Annotated in this window: 16 protein-coding genes; 3 read left to right on the forward strand and 13 right to left on the reverse strand. The window is 65.1% G+C overall.

The window, feature by feature from the left end:
- Window positions 1–25: 25 nt before the first annotated feature.
- Window positions 26–1,624: a PRC-barrel domain-containing protein gene (locus DQG15_RS06560; RefSeq protein ID WP_116083840.1), complete on the forward strand. Its 1,599-nt coding sequence runs from the start codon at window positions 26–28 to the stop codon at window positions 1,622–1,624.
- Between the two features lie 278 nt (window positions 1,625–1,902).
- On the opposite strand, the gene coaD is transcribed toward DQG15_RS06560, so the two are convergent.
- The 3 genes from coaD to DQG15_RS18840 form a co-directional block, all read right to left on the reverse strand.
- Entirely contained in the window at window positions 1,903–2,397 is a 495-nt protein-coding gene (gene coaD, locus DQG15_RS06565; protein ID WP_116083841.1) for a pantetheine-phosphate adenylyltransferase, read from the reverse strand.
- A 71-nt stretch (window positions 2,398–2,468) separates the two neighbouring features.
- Window positions 2,469–3,842: a chromate efflux transporter gene (gene chrA / locus DQG15_RS06570; protein WP_116083843.1), complete on the reverse strand. Its 1,374-nt coding sequence runs from the start codon at window positions 3,840–3,842 to the stop codon at window positions 2,469–2,471.
- A gap of 102 nt (window positions 3,843–3,944) precedes the next feature.
- Window positions 3,945–4,328, reverse strand: coding sequence for a hypothetical protein (locus DQG15_RS18840; RefSeq protein WP_370454171.1), 384 nt, complete (start codon window positions 4,326–4,328; stop codon window positions 3,945–3,947).
- 421 nt (window positions 4,329–4,749) lie between these two features.
- Between DQG15_RS18840 and DQG15_RS06580 the strand changes: the two genes are divergently transcribed.
- On the forward strand, window positions 4,750–6,102 hold the full coding sequence (locus DQG15_RS06580; RefSeq protein WP_255415125.1) for an MmgE/PrpD family protein: 1,353 nt from the start codon (window positions 4,750–4,752) through the stop codon (window positions 6,100–6,102).
- Between the two features lie 62 nt (window positions 6,103–6,164).
- Here DQG15_RS06580 and DQG15_RS06585 read toward each other — a convergent pair whose 3' ends face one another.
- The 9 genes from DQG15_RS06585 to DQG15_RS06625 form a co-directional block, all read right to left on the reverse strand.
- The gene (locus DQG15_RS06585; RefSeq protein ID WP_116083846.1) at window positions 6,165–7,193 is read right to left on the reverse strand and encodes an NAD/NADP octopine/nopaline dehydrogenase family protein; all 1,029 of its coding nucleotides are present in this window, start codon (window positions 7,191–7,193) and stop codon (window positions 6,165–6,167) included.
- A gap of 61 nt (window positions 7,194–7,254) precedes the next feature.
- The gene (locus DQG15_RS06590; RefSeq protein ID WP_116083848.1) at window positions 7,255–8,214 is read right to left on the reverse strand and encodes an ABC transporter ATP-binding protein; all 960 of its coding nucleotides are present in this window, start codon (window positions 8,212–8,214) and stop codon (window positions 7,255–7,257) included.
- The gene (locus DQG15_RS06595; protein WP_116083849.1) at window positions 8,211–9,203 is read right to left on the reverse strand and encodes an ABC transporter ATP-binding protein; all 993 of its coding nucleotides are present in this window, start codon (window positions 9,201–9,203) and stop codon (window positions 8,211–8,213) included. Before DQG15_RS06595 ends, DQG15_RS06590 begins: the two co-directional genes overlap by 4 nt.
- Window positions 9,200–10,072, reverse strand: a complete 873-nt coding sequence (locus DQG15_RS06600; RefSeq protein WP_116083851.1) for an ABC transporter permease — start codon at window positions 10,070–10,072, stop codon at window positions 9,200–9,202. The genes DQG15_RS06595 and DQG15_RS06600 overlap by 4 nt, the downstream gene beginning before the upstream one ends.
- Complete coding sequence (locus tag DQG15_RS06605; RefSeq protein ID WP_116083852.1) at window positions 10,072–11,010, reverse strand: ABC transporter permease; 939 nt, start codon at window positions 11,008–11,010, stop codon at window positions 10,072–10,074. Before DQG15_RS06605 ends, DQG15_RS06600 begins: the two co-directional genes overlap by 1 nt.
- A complete protein-coding gene (locus DQG15_RS06610) occupies window positions 11,007–12,110 on the reverse strand; it encodes an FAD-binding oxidoreductase (protein WP_232830748.1) in 1,104 nt (367 codons plus the stop codon). Before DQG15_RS06610 ends, DQG15_RS06605 begins: the two co-directional genes overlap by 4 nt.
- Before the next feature lie 20 nt (window positions 12,111–12,130).
- Window positions 12,131–13,540, reverse strand: a complete 1,410-nt coding sequence (locus tag DQG15_RS06615; RefSeq protein ID WP_116083856.1) for an NAD(P)/FAD-dependent oxidoreductase — start codon at window positions 13,538–13,540, stop codon at window positions 12,131–12,133.
- The gene (locus tag DQG15_RS06620; protein ID WP_116083857.1) at window positions 13,537–13,836 is read right to left on the reverse strand and encodes a (2Fe-2S)-binding protein; all 300 of its coding nucleotides are present in this window, start codon (window positions 13,834–13,836) and stop codon (window positions 13,537–13,539) included. The genes DQG15_RS06615 and DQG15_RS06620 overlap by 4 nt, the downstream gene beginning before the upstream one ends.
- Window positions 13,817–14,935 (reverse strand): FAD-binding oxidoreductase, encoded by a 1,119-nt coding sequence (locus DQG15_RS06625; RefSeq protein ID WP_116083859.1) that lies wholly within the window; start codon window positions 14,933–14,935, stop codon window positions 13,817–13,819. Before DQG15_RS06625 ends, DQG15_RS06620 begins: the two co-directional genes overlap by 20 nt.
- A 96-nt stretch (window positions 14,936–15,031) precedes the next feature.
- Here DQG15_RS06625 and DQG15_RS06630 point away from each other — a divergent pair, with 96 nt between their 5' ends.
- Window positions 15,032–15,949 carry a LysR family transcriptional regulator gene (locus tag DQG15_RS06630; RefSeq protein ID WP_116083861.1) on the forward strand — a complete coding sequence of 306 codons (918 nt, stop codon included), beginning with the start codon at window positions 15,032–15,034 and terminating at the stop codon, window positions 15,947–15,949.
- A 69-nt stretch (window positions 15,950–16,018) separates the two neighbouring features.
- On the opposite strand, the gene DQG15_RS06635 is transcribed toward DQG15_RS06630, so the two are convergent.
- On the reverse strand, window positions 16,019–17,515 hold the full coding sequence (locus tag DQG15_RS06635) for an ABC transporter substrate-binding protein (protein ID WP_198665102.1): 1,497 nt from the start codon (window positions 17,513–17,515) through the stop codon (window positions 16,019–16,021).
- Between the last annotated feature and the right edge of the window lie 285 nt (window positions 17,516–17,800).

Raw genomic sequence — 17,800 nt, forward strand, 5'->3', positions numbered from 1 at the left:
ACCGAAATAAATGGGAGCTGTCATAATGACCGCACGCACGAACACTTGGAAGATGCTCGGTACGGCTACGGCCATCGGCGCCGCATCGTTCTCGCCCGCCTTCGCGCAGCAGGAGCTGTCCGACGAGCAGATCGCCAACCTTACCGACGAGTGCCGTGCGCTGATCGTCGCCTATGAAGAGCTGCCCGTAGAATCCGAGACGGTTACGGCGGACGACATCGTCATCCTCGCCGAGGACAACGATGCAGAGGCCTGCACGACCGCTTCCGCCGAGCTCGACGCCGAAGCGCAAGCCACGGCCACTGCCGAAGTCGAAGATTCCGAGGAGATCACCGAGACCGAAGAGGTCGAGATGTCCGAGGAAGTGACCGTCGAGGGTCAGGCCCAGGTCACGATCCCCGAGCCGCAGGTTTCCGTCGACAACCCCGCGCCGAACGTCACCGTGCGTCCCGGTCAGTCCCGCGTGCAGGTCACCGAGGGCAACAGCGAAGTCGAGATCGAGCAGCCGCAGCCGAACATTTCCGTCGAGATCCCGGAAATCATCGTCTCCGTCGAGATCCCGGCCCCGACCGTCTACATCCGCACGGATGAGCCGACCGTCGAAGTCGCGTCCGACGATCCGCAGGTCGAAGTCCAGCAGGGCGAGCCCACCGTGTCCGTTACGCAGGGCGAGCCGGAACTGGCCGTTGACCTCGATCTCGAGGCTGACGATGAGGCCGACACCGAAATGGCCGAAGCCGACGACAGCGATGTTGTTGAAGGCGAAGGCAATACCTCGGTCGACGGCAATGTCCGCGTGACCTCCTACGAGCCGACCGTGGAAATCGTGCAGAACGACGACGCTGCCGAAGTCACCATCCAGGACGGTGGCGCTCCGCAGGTGTCCTATGCCGGCAACGAGCCGCAGGTCAGCGTGACCTTCGCCGAGCAGCCGACGGTGCAGATCGTCAACACCGGCGAAGCCAACGTGCAGTACGAGACCTCCGAAGAGCGTGACGCACGCCGCTCCGAGCAGGACGCTTCTGCCGACATGGAAGGCGACGAAGAAGCCGCCGCTGACATGGAAGGCGAAGGTGAAGACGTCGCCGCGGCCGGTGAAATGACCACCGAAGAGGAAATGACGGACGCCGAAGCCGCCGCCGAGAACGTCGAGGCCGAAACCGAAGAGATGGCCGAAGACACCGGCGAAGCCATCGAAGACGGTGCCGAGAACGTCGAAGCCGCTGCGGAAGGTGCCGCCAACGAAGTCGAGACGGAAGTCGCCGAAGAGACGAACGAGATGTCCGACGAGAACATGGCTGAAGCCGATGCCGGCGCGATGCCGAACATCGTCACGGTCAACGATCTCCTCGCGATGGACGTGATCGGTGCCAACGGCGAAGACCTCGGTTCCGCCGAAGCCTTCATCGACAATGGCGGCGAAGTCATGATGATCCTCGAAGAGGGTGGCTTCCTCGGCATCGGTGGCTCGCAGGTCGCGATCCCGCTGTCCAACGTTCGCTTCACCCCCGAAGCGCTGCAGCTGACCGAGATGACCGAAGAGCAGATCGAAGCCGCCGGTGACGTCGACTACGACGCCAGCAACGAGCTGGAAGGCGAGTTCGAAATCGAGCTCAACCAGTAATCGATCCGGTCTTTGACTGAGTATCTTGGGGAAGCCCGCGGTTTGCGCCGCGGGCTTTCTCTTTTGCCGGAGCAGGACTTTCGGGCGGTGTGAGCGTCAGCGCGCCGCCTATCGCAGTACGATCGGCTCACCTTGCGCGTCCGCGAGCGACACCTGGTTCGATCTCGACACATGTTCGGGGGACTTCGAGGCGATCTTACGCCATGCCTGCTACGGCCGCCGAGCCATAGCCCGGAAAGGCCAGCGGGACGACATGCGGTCGTCCCTCTTCAAGCGAGCTAACGCGCGAGCTTTTCCGCAAGGCGAGTCGCAACCGACGGGGTGACGAACTTGGAGACGTCCCCGCCCAGCCGGGCAATTTCCTTGACCAGTTTGGAGGCGATGGCCTGATGCTCCGCCTCCGCCATCAGGAAGACCGTCTCGATGGCATCGTTCAGCTGGCGGTTCATGCCGACCATCTGGAACTCGTATTCGAAATCCGCCACTGCGCGCAGCCCCCGCACGATGACGCCGGCGCCGACGTCTGCGGCCGCGTCGATCAGGAGGTTCTCGAAGGGATGGACGACGATACTGCACCCGCGCGTATCGACGAGTTTGGCCGTCTCGGTTTCGATCATGGCAACGCGCTCGTCGAGGGAGAAGAGCGGACCCTTCTCCGCATTCACGGCAACGCCGATCACGAGCTTGTCCACGAGGGCCGTGGCCCGCTCGATGATATCGAGATGGCCGAGCGTCAGCGGGTCGAAAGTCCCCGGATAGAGTGCTGTCCGCATGACGTTTTCTCCTCGCTCCGTCGCGATCTGATGACATGGAACGCGGCCAGGCTGCAAGACGCTAGCCGGCATCAGACGGCCGCCAGCCCCGCTCCCCAGAGCAGCAACCCGGTTCCGGCCGCCCCGCCCAGGAGTGGCAGGATGCCGAGCTTGAAGCGCAAGGCCGCGACGAGCGCCGCCGCGACGAGGAGCGCGGAGGCGGGATCGAGCGTTGACCAGACGGGCCAGTCGAGCGCGAGCCCACCGGCCCGGACCGTTCGGACCTCGCCGAAGAGCACGTGCAGCCCGAACCAGACCGCCAGATTCGCCATGACGCCCACGACGGCTGCGGTGATCGCGGTCAGCGCTGACGTCAGGGCGCCGTTCTGCCGGAGCCGTTCGATAAAGGGCGCGCCGAGAAAGATCCAGAAGAAGCAGGGCGCAAACGTCACCCAGGAGGTCAGAAGTCCGCCCAGCGTGCCGGCAACGAGCGGAGGCATTGCCCCGGGATCGCGATAGGCCCCCATGAAACCGACGAACTGGGTGACGAGGATCAGCGGCCCCGGCGTCGTCTCCGCAAGGCCCAGCCCGTCCAGCATCTCCCCCGGCCGCAGCCAGCCGAAGCTCTCCACAGCCTCCTGGGCGACATAGGCAAGCGCGGCATAGGCCCCGCCGAAGGTCACGACCGCCATCGTGCTGAAGAACCCGGCGATCCGCGCGAAGACATCGTCAGCTCCGAAGAGCCCGTAGAGCGCAGCTACCGGCAGGAGCCAGATCGCAAGACAGATGGCGGCGCTGCGAAGGGGCCCGGACCGGTCAGGCGCGGCCGCCCCTGCCCCCAAAAGCGTGTCCTCGTCTCTCACCGTCCCGGACCCCGCCTGCCCCGTCGCTCCCTTGGTGAACGCCGCGGGCGCGCGCCGGCCAGCGATCAGTCCGATGGCGGCGGCCGCGGCGATGACGAGCGGGAACGGAACGCCGAAGACGAAGATGGCGAGGAAGGCGAGGATCGCGAGAACCGTCGTCCAGCCGCCGACGAGGACGCGTGTCCCGATCCGCAACACGGCCTGCACGACGATCGCGAGAACGGCGGCCTTCAGCCCGAAGAACAGACCCTCGACCACCCCCACATTGCCGAGCGTGGCATAAATCATGCTCAGGCCCATCACCGTGATCAGTCCCGGCAGGATGAAGAGCATGCCGGCGATCACACCGCCCCGAACGCCGTGGACGAGCCAGCCGATATAGGTCGCGAGTTGCTGCGCTTCGGGGCCGGGCAGAAGCATGCAGTAATTCAGGGCGTGCAGAAACCTCGCATCGCTGATCCAGCGCTTCTCCTCGACGACGATCCTGTGCATGAGCGCGATCTGCCCCGCCGGCCCGCCGAAACTCAGAACGCCGATCCGGGCCCACACGGCAAACGCCTCGCGCAGGTCCGGATGCACAACTTTTTCGCTGGTCTCAGTCATCCGGCACTCCGTACCGGTGATTTGTGACAGAGGATGACGGCCCGCCGGAACGGACCTGGGTTCGCTCTCCTCAATCGAGCGACGGCCCCAGACGCCCTCCCGTCAGGTCCGGCGCACCTCGTCACCGTCCTCGTCACCGTCCTCGGTCTCGGTCTCGGCGGTCGCGTAATCTTCGGTACGGTCTTCGTCGACCTCCACCGCCTCGATGACGTTGCCCTCATCGTCGAGGGCTTCCGGCTCCTCATCGTCGGTCCTGGAGCTGATTTCGGGATCGTTGTAATTGTTGGGATCGTAATCTTCGGGATCGTAGGCCTCGGCTTCGTCGGGGATCCCGGTGACGTGCGTCGTCCCCGTCTCGTCGTTGTAAACCAGCCCGTAGGTCGTTCCACCCTCGGACTTGTAGCGCAGGAATTCATGTATGCCGGCGTAGATGAAGGCCAGCGCGAATGGCGTCATGATCAGCGCGGCGATCAGGCGAGCTTCCATAAAAGGCTCCAACACAATTTGCAGTATCAGGACAAACTACAATGCGCGTCGACGGGGTTCGGGTCCGTGAACCAAGGAGATTCATGGCGAAGCAGGACGCTTCTGGCTGCCATGACGGGCTCCCGTCACCTGCCACCCGGCCGGGCTCAGCGCGCGCCTTAACCCCCACCCGTCACCGAACAAACTCTAATAGCGTTAAACCCCGGTCTCAATGCTTGGGGATGAAAGACGCCCGACATCAGCTCTTCACGTCGCTATGGCAGGTGTGCTGATGACAGCTCTCCTTCACGCACATGATGTATAACCCGCAGGAATGCACCAGCAAAAAATTCGCCTTTGAACTACTGAGCGAGCACTCCGATACAGCTCTCGACATCAAGCAATCGGATCGAGGAACGACTCATTGGATCAGGCCGCGACAATGTCTTCCAGAGACGACCAAGCCCCATATGAGATTGTCGGAGAGCTTGCGCGCTACATTGTTCAAGCGCGTGACGCCGCAGTGCCCTCCGTGGCCAGGGATCCCGCGCTGCAGTGTATATTCGATCTCATCGCGGCTTCGATCGTCGGCTTCAGCGACCCGGGACCGACCTCACTTCGCCAAGCCGCCAAGGAACTTTACACATCCGGCCACGCCACGATCTGGTTCGCCGACCAGACCAGCAGCGCGATAGGTGCGGCCTGGGCCAACAGCAGCGCTGCGGCAGCCAAGGATCTCGATGACGGCAACCGTTTTGCCGCCGGTCATCCGGGCGCTGCGATCATTCCCGCGGCCCTGGCTACCGCGCAGGAGGTCGGCGCGACGCTCGACAAGACCCTCGCCGCCATCGTTCTCGGCTACGAGGTCGCGGTGACCGTCGGCTCTGCGCGCACGACCTACGGAAGCTCGGGAACCTGGACGCCGTTCGGTGTGGTGGCCGCAGTCGCCGCGCTGCGCGGCACCCCGCTCGGGGCCATTGAGCACGCGCTGGCGATCGTCGGCGAAAGCGCCCCCAACCAAAGCTTCGCGGGCGGGCCTTCGCCGCGCATCCCGCACCCCGAGGGGGCCTCCGTCAAGGAAGGCATCCCCTGGGGCGTTGTCACCGGCATGACCGCAGTCGTCATGGCCGAAGCCGGCCATACCGGACCGCGCAACATTCTGGACAGCCGCCGCCACTACGTCTTCCCCGAGGACCTGCGCCTGGGCGCCGCACTGCACATTTGCCAGACTTACTTCAAACCCTATGCGTGCTGCCGCCACATTCACGCGCCGCTTGCCGCCTTGCATCAGGTGATGGCTGATCACGGGGTAAGCGGCGCGGAAATCGACGCGATCCACGTCGAAACCCATCCCCCTGCCCTGCGCATTTCGAACAAGGCGGATCCGGAGAACCTAGTCGATGTGCAGTACAGCATACCCTTCGACCTGGCGCTGTCCGCGCTGCACGGGCCCGAGATGCTTACACCGGTGACGGAGGCTTCTCTCTCACTTCCGGGCGTCAGGGAGCTGGCCCGGAAGGTCACGCTTGAGGCAAACGACGCGTTCGCGGCGGCCTACCCCACCGAAATCCTTGGCCGCGTGACCCTGACCTGCGGGGACCGCGTTCTGACCTCGGCACCAACCCCGCCCGAGGGTGAGCCGCTGATGAGCTGGCAGGAACTGGACACCAAGTTCCGACGTGCCACCCGGCTGGCCCTACAGATGGATCGACAGCAGGCGATCCTCGACGCAGTGACGTCCCTCAGGGCCGGAGAGATGCAGCCACTTCTGGCCCAGCTTGCCACCCCGCTTTGACCGCAAAACGCCGGCCCCTGTCTGGGACCGGCGTTCGCCTTCCGCGGCGGGGCGAATGCGCCCTACTCCAGACCGAGCAGCGCCCGAAGTCCCGATGCACCCTCTTGCGGCATCAGGTCGTTCAGGGCGCTGTAATCCCGGCCGTGGCAGGCGCTAAGGATTCGAATGCCGGCTTCGTGCAGCGGCACGGGGACGCCTGCCATCTCTGCAAGCATGACCAGCGGCACAAGGCCGAAAGGCACGTCTTCGGTGATGTAGCGGGTCTCGGGATCGACCGGCCCAAGAGGATCGGTTCCGGCCGCGACACGCGCGCGGAATACCGCGTCCAGCCCGCCCTCTGCGCCATCTGCCTGCGGCCGCGCCCTGCGGCCAAAACCGCGAGCGATCGCCAGCCGCTCTGCATCCAGCCCTTCGAGGAAGCGGGCAACGGAAGGCGTCATCAGCGAGTTCTGATGCCACTGCTCCCCGGTCTCGATCCGGGTCAGGTTGCACAGGGCCATGGCCAGGTGGGTCTGCGGGTTGAGGTTGCCGAGGGCGTTGTCCAAAAGGTCGCCGCCATGTTGGAACCGCGGACCAAAGAGCGCCTCGCAAAGCGTCAGGGCGCCGGCGATGTCGCCCCCCGGCAGGGTGCAGACGTCTACCCGCTTGCGCAGCGCCCCCACTCGGATCGCCGGGGGTTCGGGACTCTTGCAGGTCATCGCGGTGGTATTCCAGCAGATCACCGGCAGGGACAGGCCCCGCGCGTGCAACGCTTGCCCGAGGTGCAGCGCCGCAAAGGACAGGTGAGCGCTGATGATGATGCTCTGCCCATCGCGCAGATGCGGCAACAGCGCGTCCAGCACGGCGCGGTGGCCAGTGGCCGGCAAGGCCAGGATGATGACCTCTGCCTGGGCCAGCTCTGCGACATCCGCCACCAGTTCGGGTATGAAACGCCCCTCGACCGCGCCTGAGACGGCAAGTTCAGTCACCGCCCGCAATTCTGCACCGGCGACGCCGCGCGGCGACCAGATCCGGGGGCTGTGACCCGCGTTGGAGAGATAAGCGAAGTAGGCGCGCGCGATATTGCCCGCGCCAACGATACCGACGTTCATGGAGATTCCTACAGGTGGGTGCGCCACTCCGAGGGAACGGCGCACGCAAGTTTGCTAATAATCAGAAGAGGTGACAGGCGACCTGCCGTCCCGGCGCGATCTCTTTCGCGGCGGGCATGCTTTCGCGGCACTCCGCAAATGCGCGCGGGCAGCGGGTGTGAAACGGGCAGCCCGATGGCGGGTTGGCCGGCGACGGGATCTCGCCCGCGATGCGCGGCGGGTCCACCCGGTTCGCCGGGTCCGGGATGGGAGAGCTTTGCCGCAACAGCACCGTGTAGGGGTGCGCGGGATCATCCATGATCTCCTGCGTCGGACCGCTTTCCACCACATGGCCCAGGTACATCACGCAGGTCGTGTCGCAGAAGTGCCGGATCACACCAAGGTCATGCGATACGAAAAGGAAGGATAGCGTCCGCTTATCGCGCAGGTCGTCCAGCAGCCGCAGGATCTGCGCCTGAACCGAGACGTCCAGAGCCGAGACCGGTTCATCCGCCACGACGAGGTCCGGCTCTAGCACAAGCGCACGCGCGATGCCGATCCGCTGGCGCTGCCCGCCCGAAAACTCGTGCGGAAAGCGGTCCATCGCATCTTGCGGCAGCCCGACTTCTGACAGGATCGCCTCGGCCCGGTCGCGGCGCTCGGCGGGATCCCCGATGCCATGCACCTTCAGCGGCTCTTCGAGCGTCTTGCGGATGCTCCGGCGGCTGTTCAGCGACGCATAGGGGTCTTGGAAGATGAACTGCATGCGTTGGCGAAGGCGGCGCATCTGGGCCGGCGAGGCAGATGCCACGTCGATGCCGTCGAAGGTGACGCGGCCAGCGGTAGGCTCCTCCAGCCGCAGGATGGCGCGGGACGCCGTGGACTTGCCGCAGCCGGATTCCCCCACCAGCCCCACGCAGGATCCAAGCGCGACAGAAAGGCTGACGTTTTCAACCGCGCGCACCGTACGGGCCTTGCCGCCCAGAAACCCTCCCCCGATGGTGAAGTGCTTTTTCAGACTCTCGACTTTCAGCCCGGTCATGCTGCTTCCTCCGCCTTTGCGCGCAGGATGCAGCGCGCCTGGTGATCGGAGCCGCCTGCCCCGCTGATTGGCCCGAGAACCGGGTGATGGCCGCACTCCGGCCGGGCGTAGCCGCAGCGCGGCGCGAAGTAGCAGCCCGCAGGCCTCCCTGTGATGGAGGGAACGGAACCGGGGATCGGCTCCAGCGTATCTGCCCGCCGGTCCACACGTGGCATCGCCCGCAGGAGCGCCTCCGTGTAGGGATGGGCCGGGTTCGCAAAGAGGCGCGTACAGTCCGCCGTCTCGACGATTTCGCCTGCGTACATCACCGCGACGCGGTCCGCGATCTGGGCCACGACACCGAGGTTGTGGGTGATGAAGATCACTCCCATGCCGCGTTCGCGCTTCAGGTCGTCCAGCAGGGTCAGCACCTGGTGCTGCACCGTCACGTCCAGCGCGGTGGTGGGTTCATCGGCCAGCAAAACCTTCGGGCGACAGGCCAGCGCGATGGCGATCATCGCCCGCTGCCGCATCCCACCCGAGAACTGGTGCGGGTACTCGGTGACCCGTCGGGCCGGGTCCGGCACGCGCACTTCGTCCAGCAGATCACGCGCCTCATTCAGAGCCGCGCCATGGCTCATGCCACGGTGGATCATCAAGACCTCGGCAATCTGGTCGCCAACAGTCATCGTGGGGTTCAGCGATGTCATCGGTTCCTGAAAGATCATCGCGATATCGTTGCCGCGGACCTTGGCCATCTGCCGTTCGGACAGCTTTGCCAGGTCGCGTCCCTCGAAAAGGATTTCGCCGCGACCGATCCGGGCGCCTGCCTGCGGCAGCAGCCGCAACGTCGACAGCGCCGTGACGCTCTTGCCGGAGCCGCTTTCGCCCACCACGGCCAGGGTCTCGTTGGCGGCAAGCGACAGGTCCACGTCCTGGATGGCGGCATGCCAGCGGCCATTCACCCGGAATTCCGTGGTCAAGCCGCGAATGTCGAGCAGAGCAGTCATGACTCACCTTTCAGTTTCGGGTCGATGGCGTCGCGCAGGGCGTCGCCCAGAATGTTCAGCGCCAGCACGGTCAGCAGGATCGCCAGCGACGGGAAGACCACCAGCCACCAGGACGACAGGATGTTCTCGAAGCCTTCACGGATCATCCCGCCCCAGGTCGGGGTCGGCGGCTGCACGCCCAGACCGATGAAGGACAACGAGGCTTCCGTGCGGATCGCGCTTGCCATCCAGAGTGACGCGACAACGACGATGTCCGACAGGATATTGGGCAGGATATGCACGCCCATGATCCGCAGGGGAGAGAACCCGAGCGCACGGCCCGCTTCCACGTATTCCTTCCGCTTGGCCGAGATCGTCGGCGCCCGGGCGATGCGTACGAACGGGGCGGTTTCGGTGATTGCGATGGCGATGATCAGGTTCTCCAGACTCGCCCCCAGCATCGCCGCAACCATCAGGCCGAGCAGCAGAGTCGGGAAGGACAGCATCACATCGACAAGGCCCATAATGAGCTGGTCCACCATGCCGCCGACATAGCCTGCGAAGATCCCGATTGCGGACCCGACGGTCATCGCGATCAGCACCGACAGGAAGCCCACCAGAAGCGAAACACGGGTGCCGTACAGAAGGCGCGATAGCACGTCGCGTCCGTAGCTGTCGGTGCCCAGCCAGAATTCCGGCGAAGGACCTTCCAACCGATTCAGAATGTTCTGTTGCAGCGGATCATGGGGCGCGAGAAGCGGCGCGAAGATCGCCGAGAGGAGGATCAGCGCCAGCAGCCCGATACCCACCCAGGACAGGCGATTGCGGTTCAGGGTCTGCAGCAAGACATTGGGTTTGCGGGCGGGGATGGTTTCAGTCACGGCGGTCATCAGGAATAGCTCACTCTGGGATCGACGACCGCGTAGATCAGGTCGGTCAGGATGTTCACGAGGATCACGAAGCTGGCGAAGATCACCATCAGCCCCTGCAGCAGCGTGTAGTCACGTGCCTGCAATGCGCCGAGGATCAGCTTCCCCAAACCCGGACGGGTGAAGACCAACTCCACCAGCACCGAGTTGCCGATCAGCGTCCCGAAGTAGAGGCCAACAACAGTGACCACGGGGATCAGCGCGTTGCGCAGCCCGTGCCGCATGATCAGGCGACGCGGCGGCACGCCCTTGGCGCGGGCGGTGCGTATGTAATCCTCCCCGAGCACGTTCAGCATCGACGAGCGCGTCACGCGGGTGATGTAGGCCGTCATGATCAGGCCAAGGTTCAGCGCTGGCAGAGCCAGGTTGCGGAGATGATCCACGATGTTGTCGGAGGCGATCGACATGACCGGGAACCAGCGCAGGTAGACCGCGAAGGCCAGCAGCATCAGGATCCCGGACACGAACCCCGGAAAGGACAGGCCGGTCAGCGACAGGATCCGCGACACGTAGTCCGGCCAGGCATTGCGGTACAGCGCCGCCACCATGCCGAGCGGCAGACCGAAGATGGCACCGATGATGATCGACGCTGCTGTCAGCTCCAGCGTGTAGGGCAGGACGCGGGCGACCTCTTCCAGCACCGGGCGCCCGCTGCTCATCGAGACGCCGAAATTGCCGCCCAGCATATCCCGCAGGAAGGCCAGGTACTGCACGCCGATCGGCTGATCGAGCCCCAGCCTGGCGCGCAGGGCCGACAGCGACGCCTCGCTTGCCTGGTCGCCCAGCATGGCCATGGCAGCATCGCCCGGCACCAACCGGACCAGCACGAAGACCATGGTCAACATGGCCAGAAGTGTCGGGATCGCGGCCAGCAATCTCCTAATGATGTATCTTGTCATGCGGCTTTCCTGTTGGTCGCCAGTCGGCCCGGGTCAAAGGCCGACAGGTCGGTTCTTGTACGCCCGGTCTCTGCCAGGTCTGCGATCACCCGTCCGACGGACGGGACCAATTGGAACCCGTGCCCGGAAAATCCGAAGGCATGGATCAGGCCCGGGGCCCGAGCGGACGGTCCAATGACGGGCAAGAGGTCGGCGGTGGCCGCTTCCATGCCCGCCCAGGCACGGACAAGGCGCAGATCCGCCACCCACGGGAAAAGGGCCAGGGTCGTGGACATGGCCCCCGAGAGCGCGCCGAAGTCCACAGAGGCCGAGTCGCCATCCGGGCGCAGTCGCCCCTGGACCCCGCCGCCGATCAGAAACGTGCCGTCCGCAGTCTGCTTGAACGACAGCTTGCGGTTCTGTGCCGAGACGACGGGCCCAAGGCAGGGTTCGCAGCGCTCGGTCACGATCATCATCGAATTCTTGATGCCGACGTTCAGCAGATCACCGGCCAGCCTGGCGATCTGGCGGCCCCAGGCCCCGGCGGCATTGACGATCGTAGGGGCCACATGAGAGGTGCCGCCCGCCACGACCGTCCAGTGCGTTTCCTCCCGGCCCAGCCAGGTGACGGGGCGGTTTTCAAGGATCTCCACGTCAGCCTCGAGGCAGGCCGCGCGAAAGGCCCGGATGGTGCGATGCGGATCGGCAGAGCCGTCGAGCGCGACATAGGCCGCCCCAAGCGCGCCGGGCTGCATGACCGGTACCAGTTCCGCCAGGCGGTCCGGATCGATCCAGCTTTCGTGGTGCATCCCCGCGGCCTTCAGCCGCGCGATACGGGCCTTGATCCGGGCCTTGGCCTCCGCATCCATGGCCACCTGCACTTGTCCCACCGCGTGGAAGCCGCAGTCGTCTCCCACGAGCGCGGTCATGTCCTCCCACTGGGCCTGGGCCTCCAGGCTCAGCGGCAGCTCCTCTACCGCGCGAGCGAGGCTGCGCACACCGGCAGCCGTCGCCCCCGAGGCATGCCGGCCGGTGAAGGCACCCTCCAGCAGAACCACCCGCAGCCCGCGCCGCGCCGATTGCAGAGCCGCCGAGAGCCCGTGCAGCCCGCCACCGATCACGATAAGGTCGGCGCCTGCCCTCATGCCTTTGCCTTCCCAAGGGAAGCAAGTTCACCCACGCTGACCGGCTTCAAGGGTGGGCGGATGTTGTGAAAGCCTACTTCGGCTCGCGGCATGTCATGTGCCTCGGCGATCAGCCTTGCAACGGTATAGCCACACTGGCGGCCCTGGCAGGGCCCCATGCCGGCACGGGTTTCGGATTTTACCCGGTTGGGATCTGCCGAGCCCCGGCCGGCTGCCGCGCGGATCTGGCCCGCGGTCAGCTCCTCGCAGCGGCAGACGATGACGTCGTCACTGATCTTGCCCTCGGGCGCGGGATAGAGGGTATCTAGCAGCGGCCGCGTGGCACGTGCTTTCGACAGCGCGCGATCACCTGCCGCCCGGGCCTGCTTTGCCTTTGCTTCGGACAGAACGTCCAGCGACCGGGCAATGCCGACGGCCGCCAACGTGCCCTTGGCGAGCGCTGCCCTGGCCCCGTCGATCCCCGCCGCATCACCCGCAACGAACAGCCCGCGGCGCGTGGTTTCGCCCCAGGCGTCCAGCACGGGCCGCAGCGATTGCTGCGCGTCGGACCAGGTGTGCTCGCACTGCAGAGAAAGTGTGGGGTGAACCGAAGGCACAAGCCCTTCATGGATCAGCAGCACGCCTGCGGGGGCCGTTTTCTCGCCCTCGGGGGTCTCCCAGCGGATGCGCTCGAGGCGGTCTTTGCCCTCGGCGCGAAGCTGCCTCACCCCGGTTTCGCGGCGCAGGCCCGCCGCCCGCAGTCCGGCCTGCCAGGCCAGCCCCTTGGCCAGGCTTTTCCAGTCGCGCAGGGCACCGCTCAGATGCGGCAGTCCCCGGCGCACCGTGTCTCGCGGGGCGGTATCCAGGAAGCCCGCGATCTGGCCACCCAGCTTGCGGAGTTGGTGCGCATAAAGCAGCGGCAACGGGCCCGCGCCGCAGATCCAGACCGGCCCTTCGGGCAGCAGGCCGCCGGATTTCAGCATGATCTGGGCTGCGCCAACGGTCATCACACCCGGGTGCGTCCAGCCCGGGAAGGGCACCGGGCGCTCTTGTGCGCCGATTGCGAGAAGGACGCGCCGCGCCTCGACGACCTCGGCCTGACCTTCCCGGATCACGAAGACCTGCCAGCATTGCTCAGTGGCGTCCGGGCCGGTCTCCTCGATCTGCCAGACCCGCGACAGGGGACGGTAGTCGGCCCCGCAGGCGCGGAACGATCGGGCGACGCCGGCCCCTTGTCGATATTCAGCACCTAGCCTCTGCGCCAGCTCCGATCCGGGCTGGCAGTTGCGCTCGACCCCGCGCCAGATCTGACCGCCCGGTGCGGGCTGTTCATCAAGCACGATCACGGACAGCTCGCGTGCGCGCAGATCACAGGCGGCCTGCATCCCGGCAGGCCCGGCACCAATGATGGCAGTATCGAAGATCATCGCGCCACCACCTTCCGCGCGCTCATCTGGCGCGCGATGGTCATGCCGTCGCGCACCGGCTCGAGGCAGCTTTGCGTTGATCCCTTGCCGTCGATCTCGGCCAGGCAGTCGAAGCAGCAGCCCATCATGCAGAAGGGCGCGCGCGGGCTCTCGCTGATCGAGGTGGTACGCGCGGTCCCGAGATGGCGCAGCAGGACACTTGCCGCAGTCTCTCCGACATATGCCTCGACCGGCTGCCCCTCGACGAACACGGTCACGGTTGGCCCTTCGGAGCTGTCAGGCAAGGGTCGGAACATGGAAACGGTCCTTTGAGAAGTGGCGGGTATCGCCGGTCAGCGCGCCGGCAAGGATCTGTTCGGCCAGCCGTTCGGCATGGATCGCGGCAAGGGTGACGCCGGAATGGCAACTGACGGTCCACAGGCCGGGATAGGCCTCGGGCTGGGTGTAGAGCGGCCCTCCATCGGGCGAGAGGACCCGCAGCCCCGACCACTGCCGCACGATGCGCGCCCCACTCAGCGCAGGCAGGATGCGCAGGGCACGTTCGGCCACCATCGTGCCGGAGGCCTGGGTGGTGCCGGTGTCCAGGCCGACATCCTCGTGTGTGGTCCCGATCATAACGGTGCCATCCGCCGTCTGGCGTAACCCGCTGCAGGGCATGGGAAGCATCGGCGCCATCCGTTCGGTGACCAGCAACTGCCCACGTTGCGGGCGCAGCGGGAGGTCGACCCCCAAGGGCGCAACGATGCCAGGGGTGGCCAGCCCCGCAGCCACGATCACGTTCGGCGCCCGCAGCGTCTCTCCATCGGGACCAGTCAGCTCGTATCCGTCGTCGGTGGTTCTCAGGGTCTGGACTGGCCAGTCCCAAAGAATCTCTCCGCCCAGCTCCAGAAACCCTTGTTGCAATGCCGCCAGCAGTTTGAGGGGGTTCACGTGACCGTCGCTGGCTCCATAGCTGGCGCCCGCAACCTCGGGCCCCAGCGGCGCATCGGGCAGCCGGGCCTGCAACGCGTCCCGGTCCAGCATCTCGACACCCTCCGGCAGGGCACCGCCGCCGATTTCCTCGAGCACGGCACGACGGTCTATCAGCGCCTGCTCGGAGAGGCTGAAGACCAGCCCGCCCGGCTTCTGATAATCCAGGCCGATGCCGCTGCATTGCTCCAGCGCGTCGCGGAACCGCGGCCAAAGCGCCGCGCTTTCAGCCGTCCAGCGCGCATAGGCGGGCAGGTTCCCGCCCTTGCCCTGCACCCAGACCAGCCCGAAATTCGCCCGCGCCGCACGAAAGTCGCTCGCGCCTCCATCCACCACGCAGACCGACTGCCCGCGCTTTTGCAGCCCGTAGGCAAGAGAGACACCCACGGTGCCTGCTCCGATCACGATGTGGTCTGGCTGTGCCACGCTGGGCTCCCTCGCTTGTTATTGATCTTTACTCAAATCAGAGGGTAGAAAGTCAAAATCGAAAAGTTGGCCTTAATATTCTTTTAGGTTATACCTATGCGTGAACCCAGCCTCAGACAGTTCGAAGCCCTCATGGCCGTAGTGGAGGCCGGTAGCGTCAGTCGTGCCGCAGAACGGCTGTCAATCTCCCAGCCTGCGGCAAGCAAGTTGATTGCGACGCTGGAAGAAGACACGGAGATGCAACTTTTTGACCGCGCTAGCGGCCGGCTGGTCGCCTCGGAACAAGGGATGCGCCTCTACAACGAGGCCAACAGGGTCTTTGGCGGCGTAGGCCAGCTGATCCGCGCTGTCGAAGCCATCCGACGGGAAAATCGCGGGCAACTGCGCGTCGGCGTCATGCCGGGGCTGTCGGGCGGGTTCATCGTGCGGGCGGTCCGCGCCTTTCAGGAGCGTTTCCCCGATGCCTTCATTTCCGTCGATACGCGCAGTTCGCAGTTCCTGGCGGATTGGATGGTATCCGGCCGGCTGGACGTGGCGATCCTGGTGACGCGAGTGGATCACCCCACGATCTCCACGCGGCCGGTGCATTCCAAGCCGATGGTGTGCCTGCTGCCGATCGGGCATCCGCTTGCCGCCAAGGAAAGGATTACCCCCGAGGACCTGCACGGAGAGCCCTTCATCGCCTTTGCCCACGCCAGCCTGACCCGCAACCGGATGGATGCCGTCTTCGAGCGAGCTGGTCTTCGGCCCGATATCCGTATCGAGGCCGCCACTGCCCCAAACGTCTGCGAATTCGTCGCCGGCGGCATGGGAGTGACCGTGGTCGATCCGCTGGTATCGGAAGGCGTCAAAGGCCGGGTCGAGATGCGCCCCTTCGACCCGGCCACCAGCTCCGAGTTCCACACCAGCTGGCCCTCGCACAGCCGCAACTCGAAGCTGGTCAGCGCCTTCGTCGAAGAGATCACCCGGTCTGCCGCAATCTCTGTTTGGGAAGAAGAGAGCGCGCAGGGCTGAGCAAACGTCGAGACGGCGCCCCGGAGGGCGCCGCCTGCAAGTTTCGTAAAACGCTATCGGGAGCTCTTCTTACTCCGAAAGCGTGGTGTTTTCGGTGATTGCGGGCGCCAGGTTCAGGTTGCCCGTCAGCTCGTACCCGTAGTCAAGTTCGTCGCTCCGGGCCCAGACCTGCATCAGGCTGAACAGCGGGACGGAACACACGTCATCGTGGATGAGCTTCTGCGCTTCGGCCCAGAGCTGCATCTGCGCTTCCGGGTCGGTCTCGACACGTGCTGCGTCGATCTGCTCGTCCGCAACGTCGCAATGCGAAAAGTTGGTCACGGCTGTGGGCGTGCCTACGGTCGCCTGCGAATGGTAGAATTGGCTCAGGTAGCTGTCGGCCACCGGGAAGCGCGCGGCACCGTAGAAGACCACGTCGCTCAGGTCCTGACGGATCTGCTGGTGATAGGTCGGGTGATCGACGACGTTCATATCCATCGTGATGCCGACCTGTGCCAGCTGCGCCTGGATCACTTCCATGATCGGCTGCTGCGAGGAGCTCGAGGAAACGACCGCGGTCAGCGTGATCCCCTCAGGGAAGCCCGCCTCGTCGAGCAGCGACTTGGCCAGCTCCGGGTCATAGCTGTAGGTGCCGGCATCGCAGTTCTCGCCAAGGTAGCCCGAGGGCACCGCAGAGCAGCCGCGCGGACCAACACCTTCCCCGACGAAGGCCGAGATCTCGTCCACGTTGATGGCATGAGCCACGGCTGAGCGAACCTTGATGTTGTCCAGTGGCTCATGCGTTTCGTTCAGATAGAGGGTGCGATATTCACCGGGCGCGAAGACATCGACGATTACGTCCTCGTTGCGGCTGACCTGGTCGACCCAACGCTGTTCGCGCTTGCCGTAGATCAGGTCCAGCTCGCCAGACATCAACGCCAGTTCTCGGCTGGAGTCCGAGGGGATTATCTGCAGGCGAATGCCGTCCAGCTTGGGCTCGCCCCGGTAGTAATCGGCGTTCGCCACCAGGTCGACATGTTGCTGGGTCACGGCCTCTTCGAACGTGAACGGGCCTGTGCCGACGGGATCGCCGTTGAAGGCATCGCCCTTCTCTTCGACGGCCTTGCGGCTGACGATCATGCCGCCATGATAGTTCGCGACCAGGCCAAGGAAGCCCGGGACCGGCGTGCTCAGCGTGATCTGCACGGTCATCGGATCAAGTGCCTCGATGCTCTCGAAGGCGGCGTAATCATTTGCGAAGGACGACCGTTCCGGATCGGCCGCTCGCTCCAGGGAATAGACGACGTCATCGGCGGTCAACGGGCCGTAGCCCTGCTGGAACTCTACATCGTCACGCAGGTGGAAGGTCCATGTGAGCCCGTCCTCGGAGGTCTCCCAGCTGGTCGCAAGGTCCGGCTCGATGGAAGCGGGATCGGCACTGCCCGGTGCGAACCGCACCAGACCGTTGAACATCCAGCCCACAAGCGCGACATCGGTCGTCGCAGTTGCACGATGCGGATCGAGGTTGGTGGCATCCTGGTTGATCCCGACATTCAGCGTAGCGGCAATCGCGGCCGCACTGGTCATCGACACCCCCGTAGCCACGGCCAGCCCTAGCATGCGTCTCAGGTGCGTCACTGCGTTTCCAGTCATGATCATTTCCCTGTTGTTTTGATGCGGCCGACTATGGGAACCCCCCCTTATGTCGTCAAAATCGAAAATATTAGCTCCATATTCCCTGAGGTTATACGCGCACAAATCAGCAACCTAACCCGGGGCGCCAACTTGCTGCTGCCAGCTTGGCGGCTCCAATCGAGGGTCTCTAACTTGGACGCTTAGGTGTCACCCAGGTCGGCACGACGGCCCTCCGCA

This window comes from Tropicimonas sp. IMCC34011 (assembly GCF_003390865.1).
In the GTDB taxonomy this organism is placed as follows: domain Bacteria; phylum Pseudomonadota; class Alphaproteobacteria; order Rhodobacterales; family Rhodobacteraceae; genus Tropicimonas_B.

Excerpts from the sequence above, each read along its gene's own strand:
- DQG15_RS06560 (WP_116083840.1), top strand. The coding sequence starts at position 26 with ATGACCGCACGCACGAACACTTGGAAGATGCTCGGTACGGCTACGGCC.
- coaD (WP_116083841.1), bottom strand. The coding sequence starts at position 2,397 with ATGCGGACAGCACTCTATCCGGGGACTTTCGACCCGCTGACGCTCGGC.
- chrA (WP_116083843.1), bottom strand. The coding sequence starts at position 3,842 with ATGACTGAGACCAGCGAAAAAGTTGTGCATCCGGACCTGCGCGAGGCG.
- DQG15_RS18840 (WP_370454171.1), bottom strand. The coding sequence starts at position 4,328 with ATGGAAGCTCGCCTGATCGCCGCGCTGATCATGACGCCATTCGCGCTG.
- DQG15_RS06580 (WP_255415125.1), top strand. The coding sequence starts at position 4,750 with ATGTCTTCCAGAGACGACCAAGCCCCATATGAGATTGTCGGAGAGCTT.
- DQG15_RS06585 (WP_116083846.1), bottom strand. The coding sequence starts at position 7,193 with ATGAACGTCGGTATCGTTGGCGCGGGCAATATCGCGCGCGCCTACTTC.
- DQG15_RS06590 (WP_116083848.1), bottom strand. The coding sequence starts at position 8,214 with ATGACCGGGCTGAAAGTCGAGAGTCTGAAAAAGCACTTCACCATCGGG.
- DQG15_RS06595 (WP_116083849.1), bottom strand. The coding sequence starts at position 9,203 with ATGACTGCTCTGCTCGACATTCGCGGCTTGACCACGGAATTCCGGGTG.
- DQG15_RS06600 (WP_116083851.1), bottom strand. The coding sequence starts at position 10,072 with ATGACCGCCGTGACTGAAACCATCCCCGCCCGCAAACCCAATGTCTTG.
- DQG15_RS06605 (WP_116083852.1), bottom strand. The coding sequence starts at position 11,010 with ATGACAAGATACATCATTAGGAGATTGCTGGCCGCGATCCCGACACTT.
- DQG15_RS06615 (WP_116083856.1), bottom strand. The coding sequence starts at position 13,540 with ATGATCTTCGATACTGCCATCATTGGTGCCGGGCCTGCCGGGATGCAG.
- DQG15_RS06620 (WP_116083857.1), bottom strand. The coding sequence starts at position 13,836 with ATGTTCCGACCCTTGCCTGACAGCTCCGAAGGGCCAACCGTGACCGTG.
- DQG15_RS06630 (WP_116083861.1), top strand. The coding sequence starts at position 15,032 with ATGCGTGAACCCAGCCTCAGACAGTTCGAAGCCCTCATGGCCGTAGTG.
- DQG15_RS06635 (WP_198665102.1), bottom strand. The coding sequence starts at position 17,515 with ATGACCAGTGCGGCCGCGATTGCCGCTACGCTGAATGTCGGGATCAAC.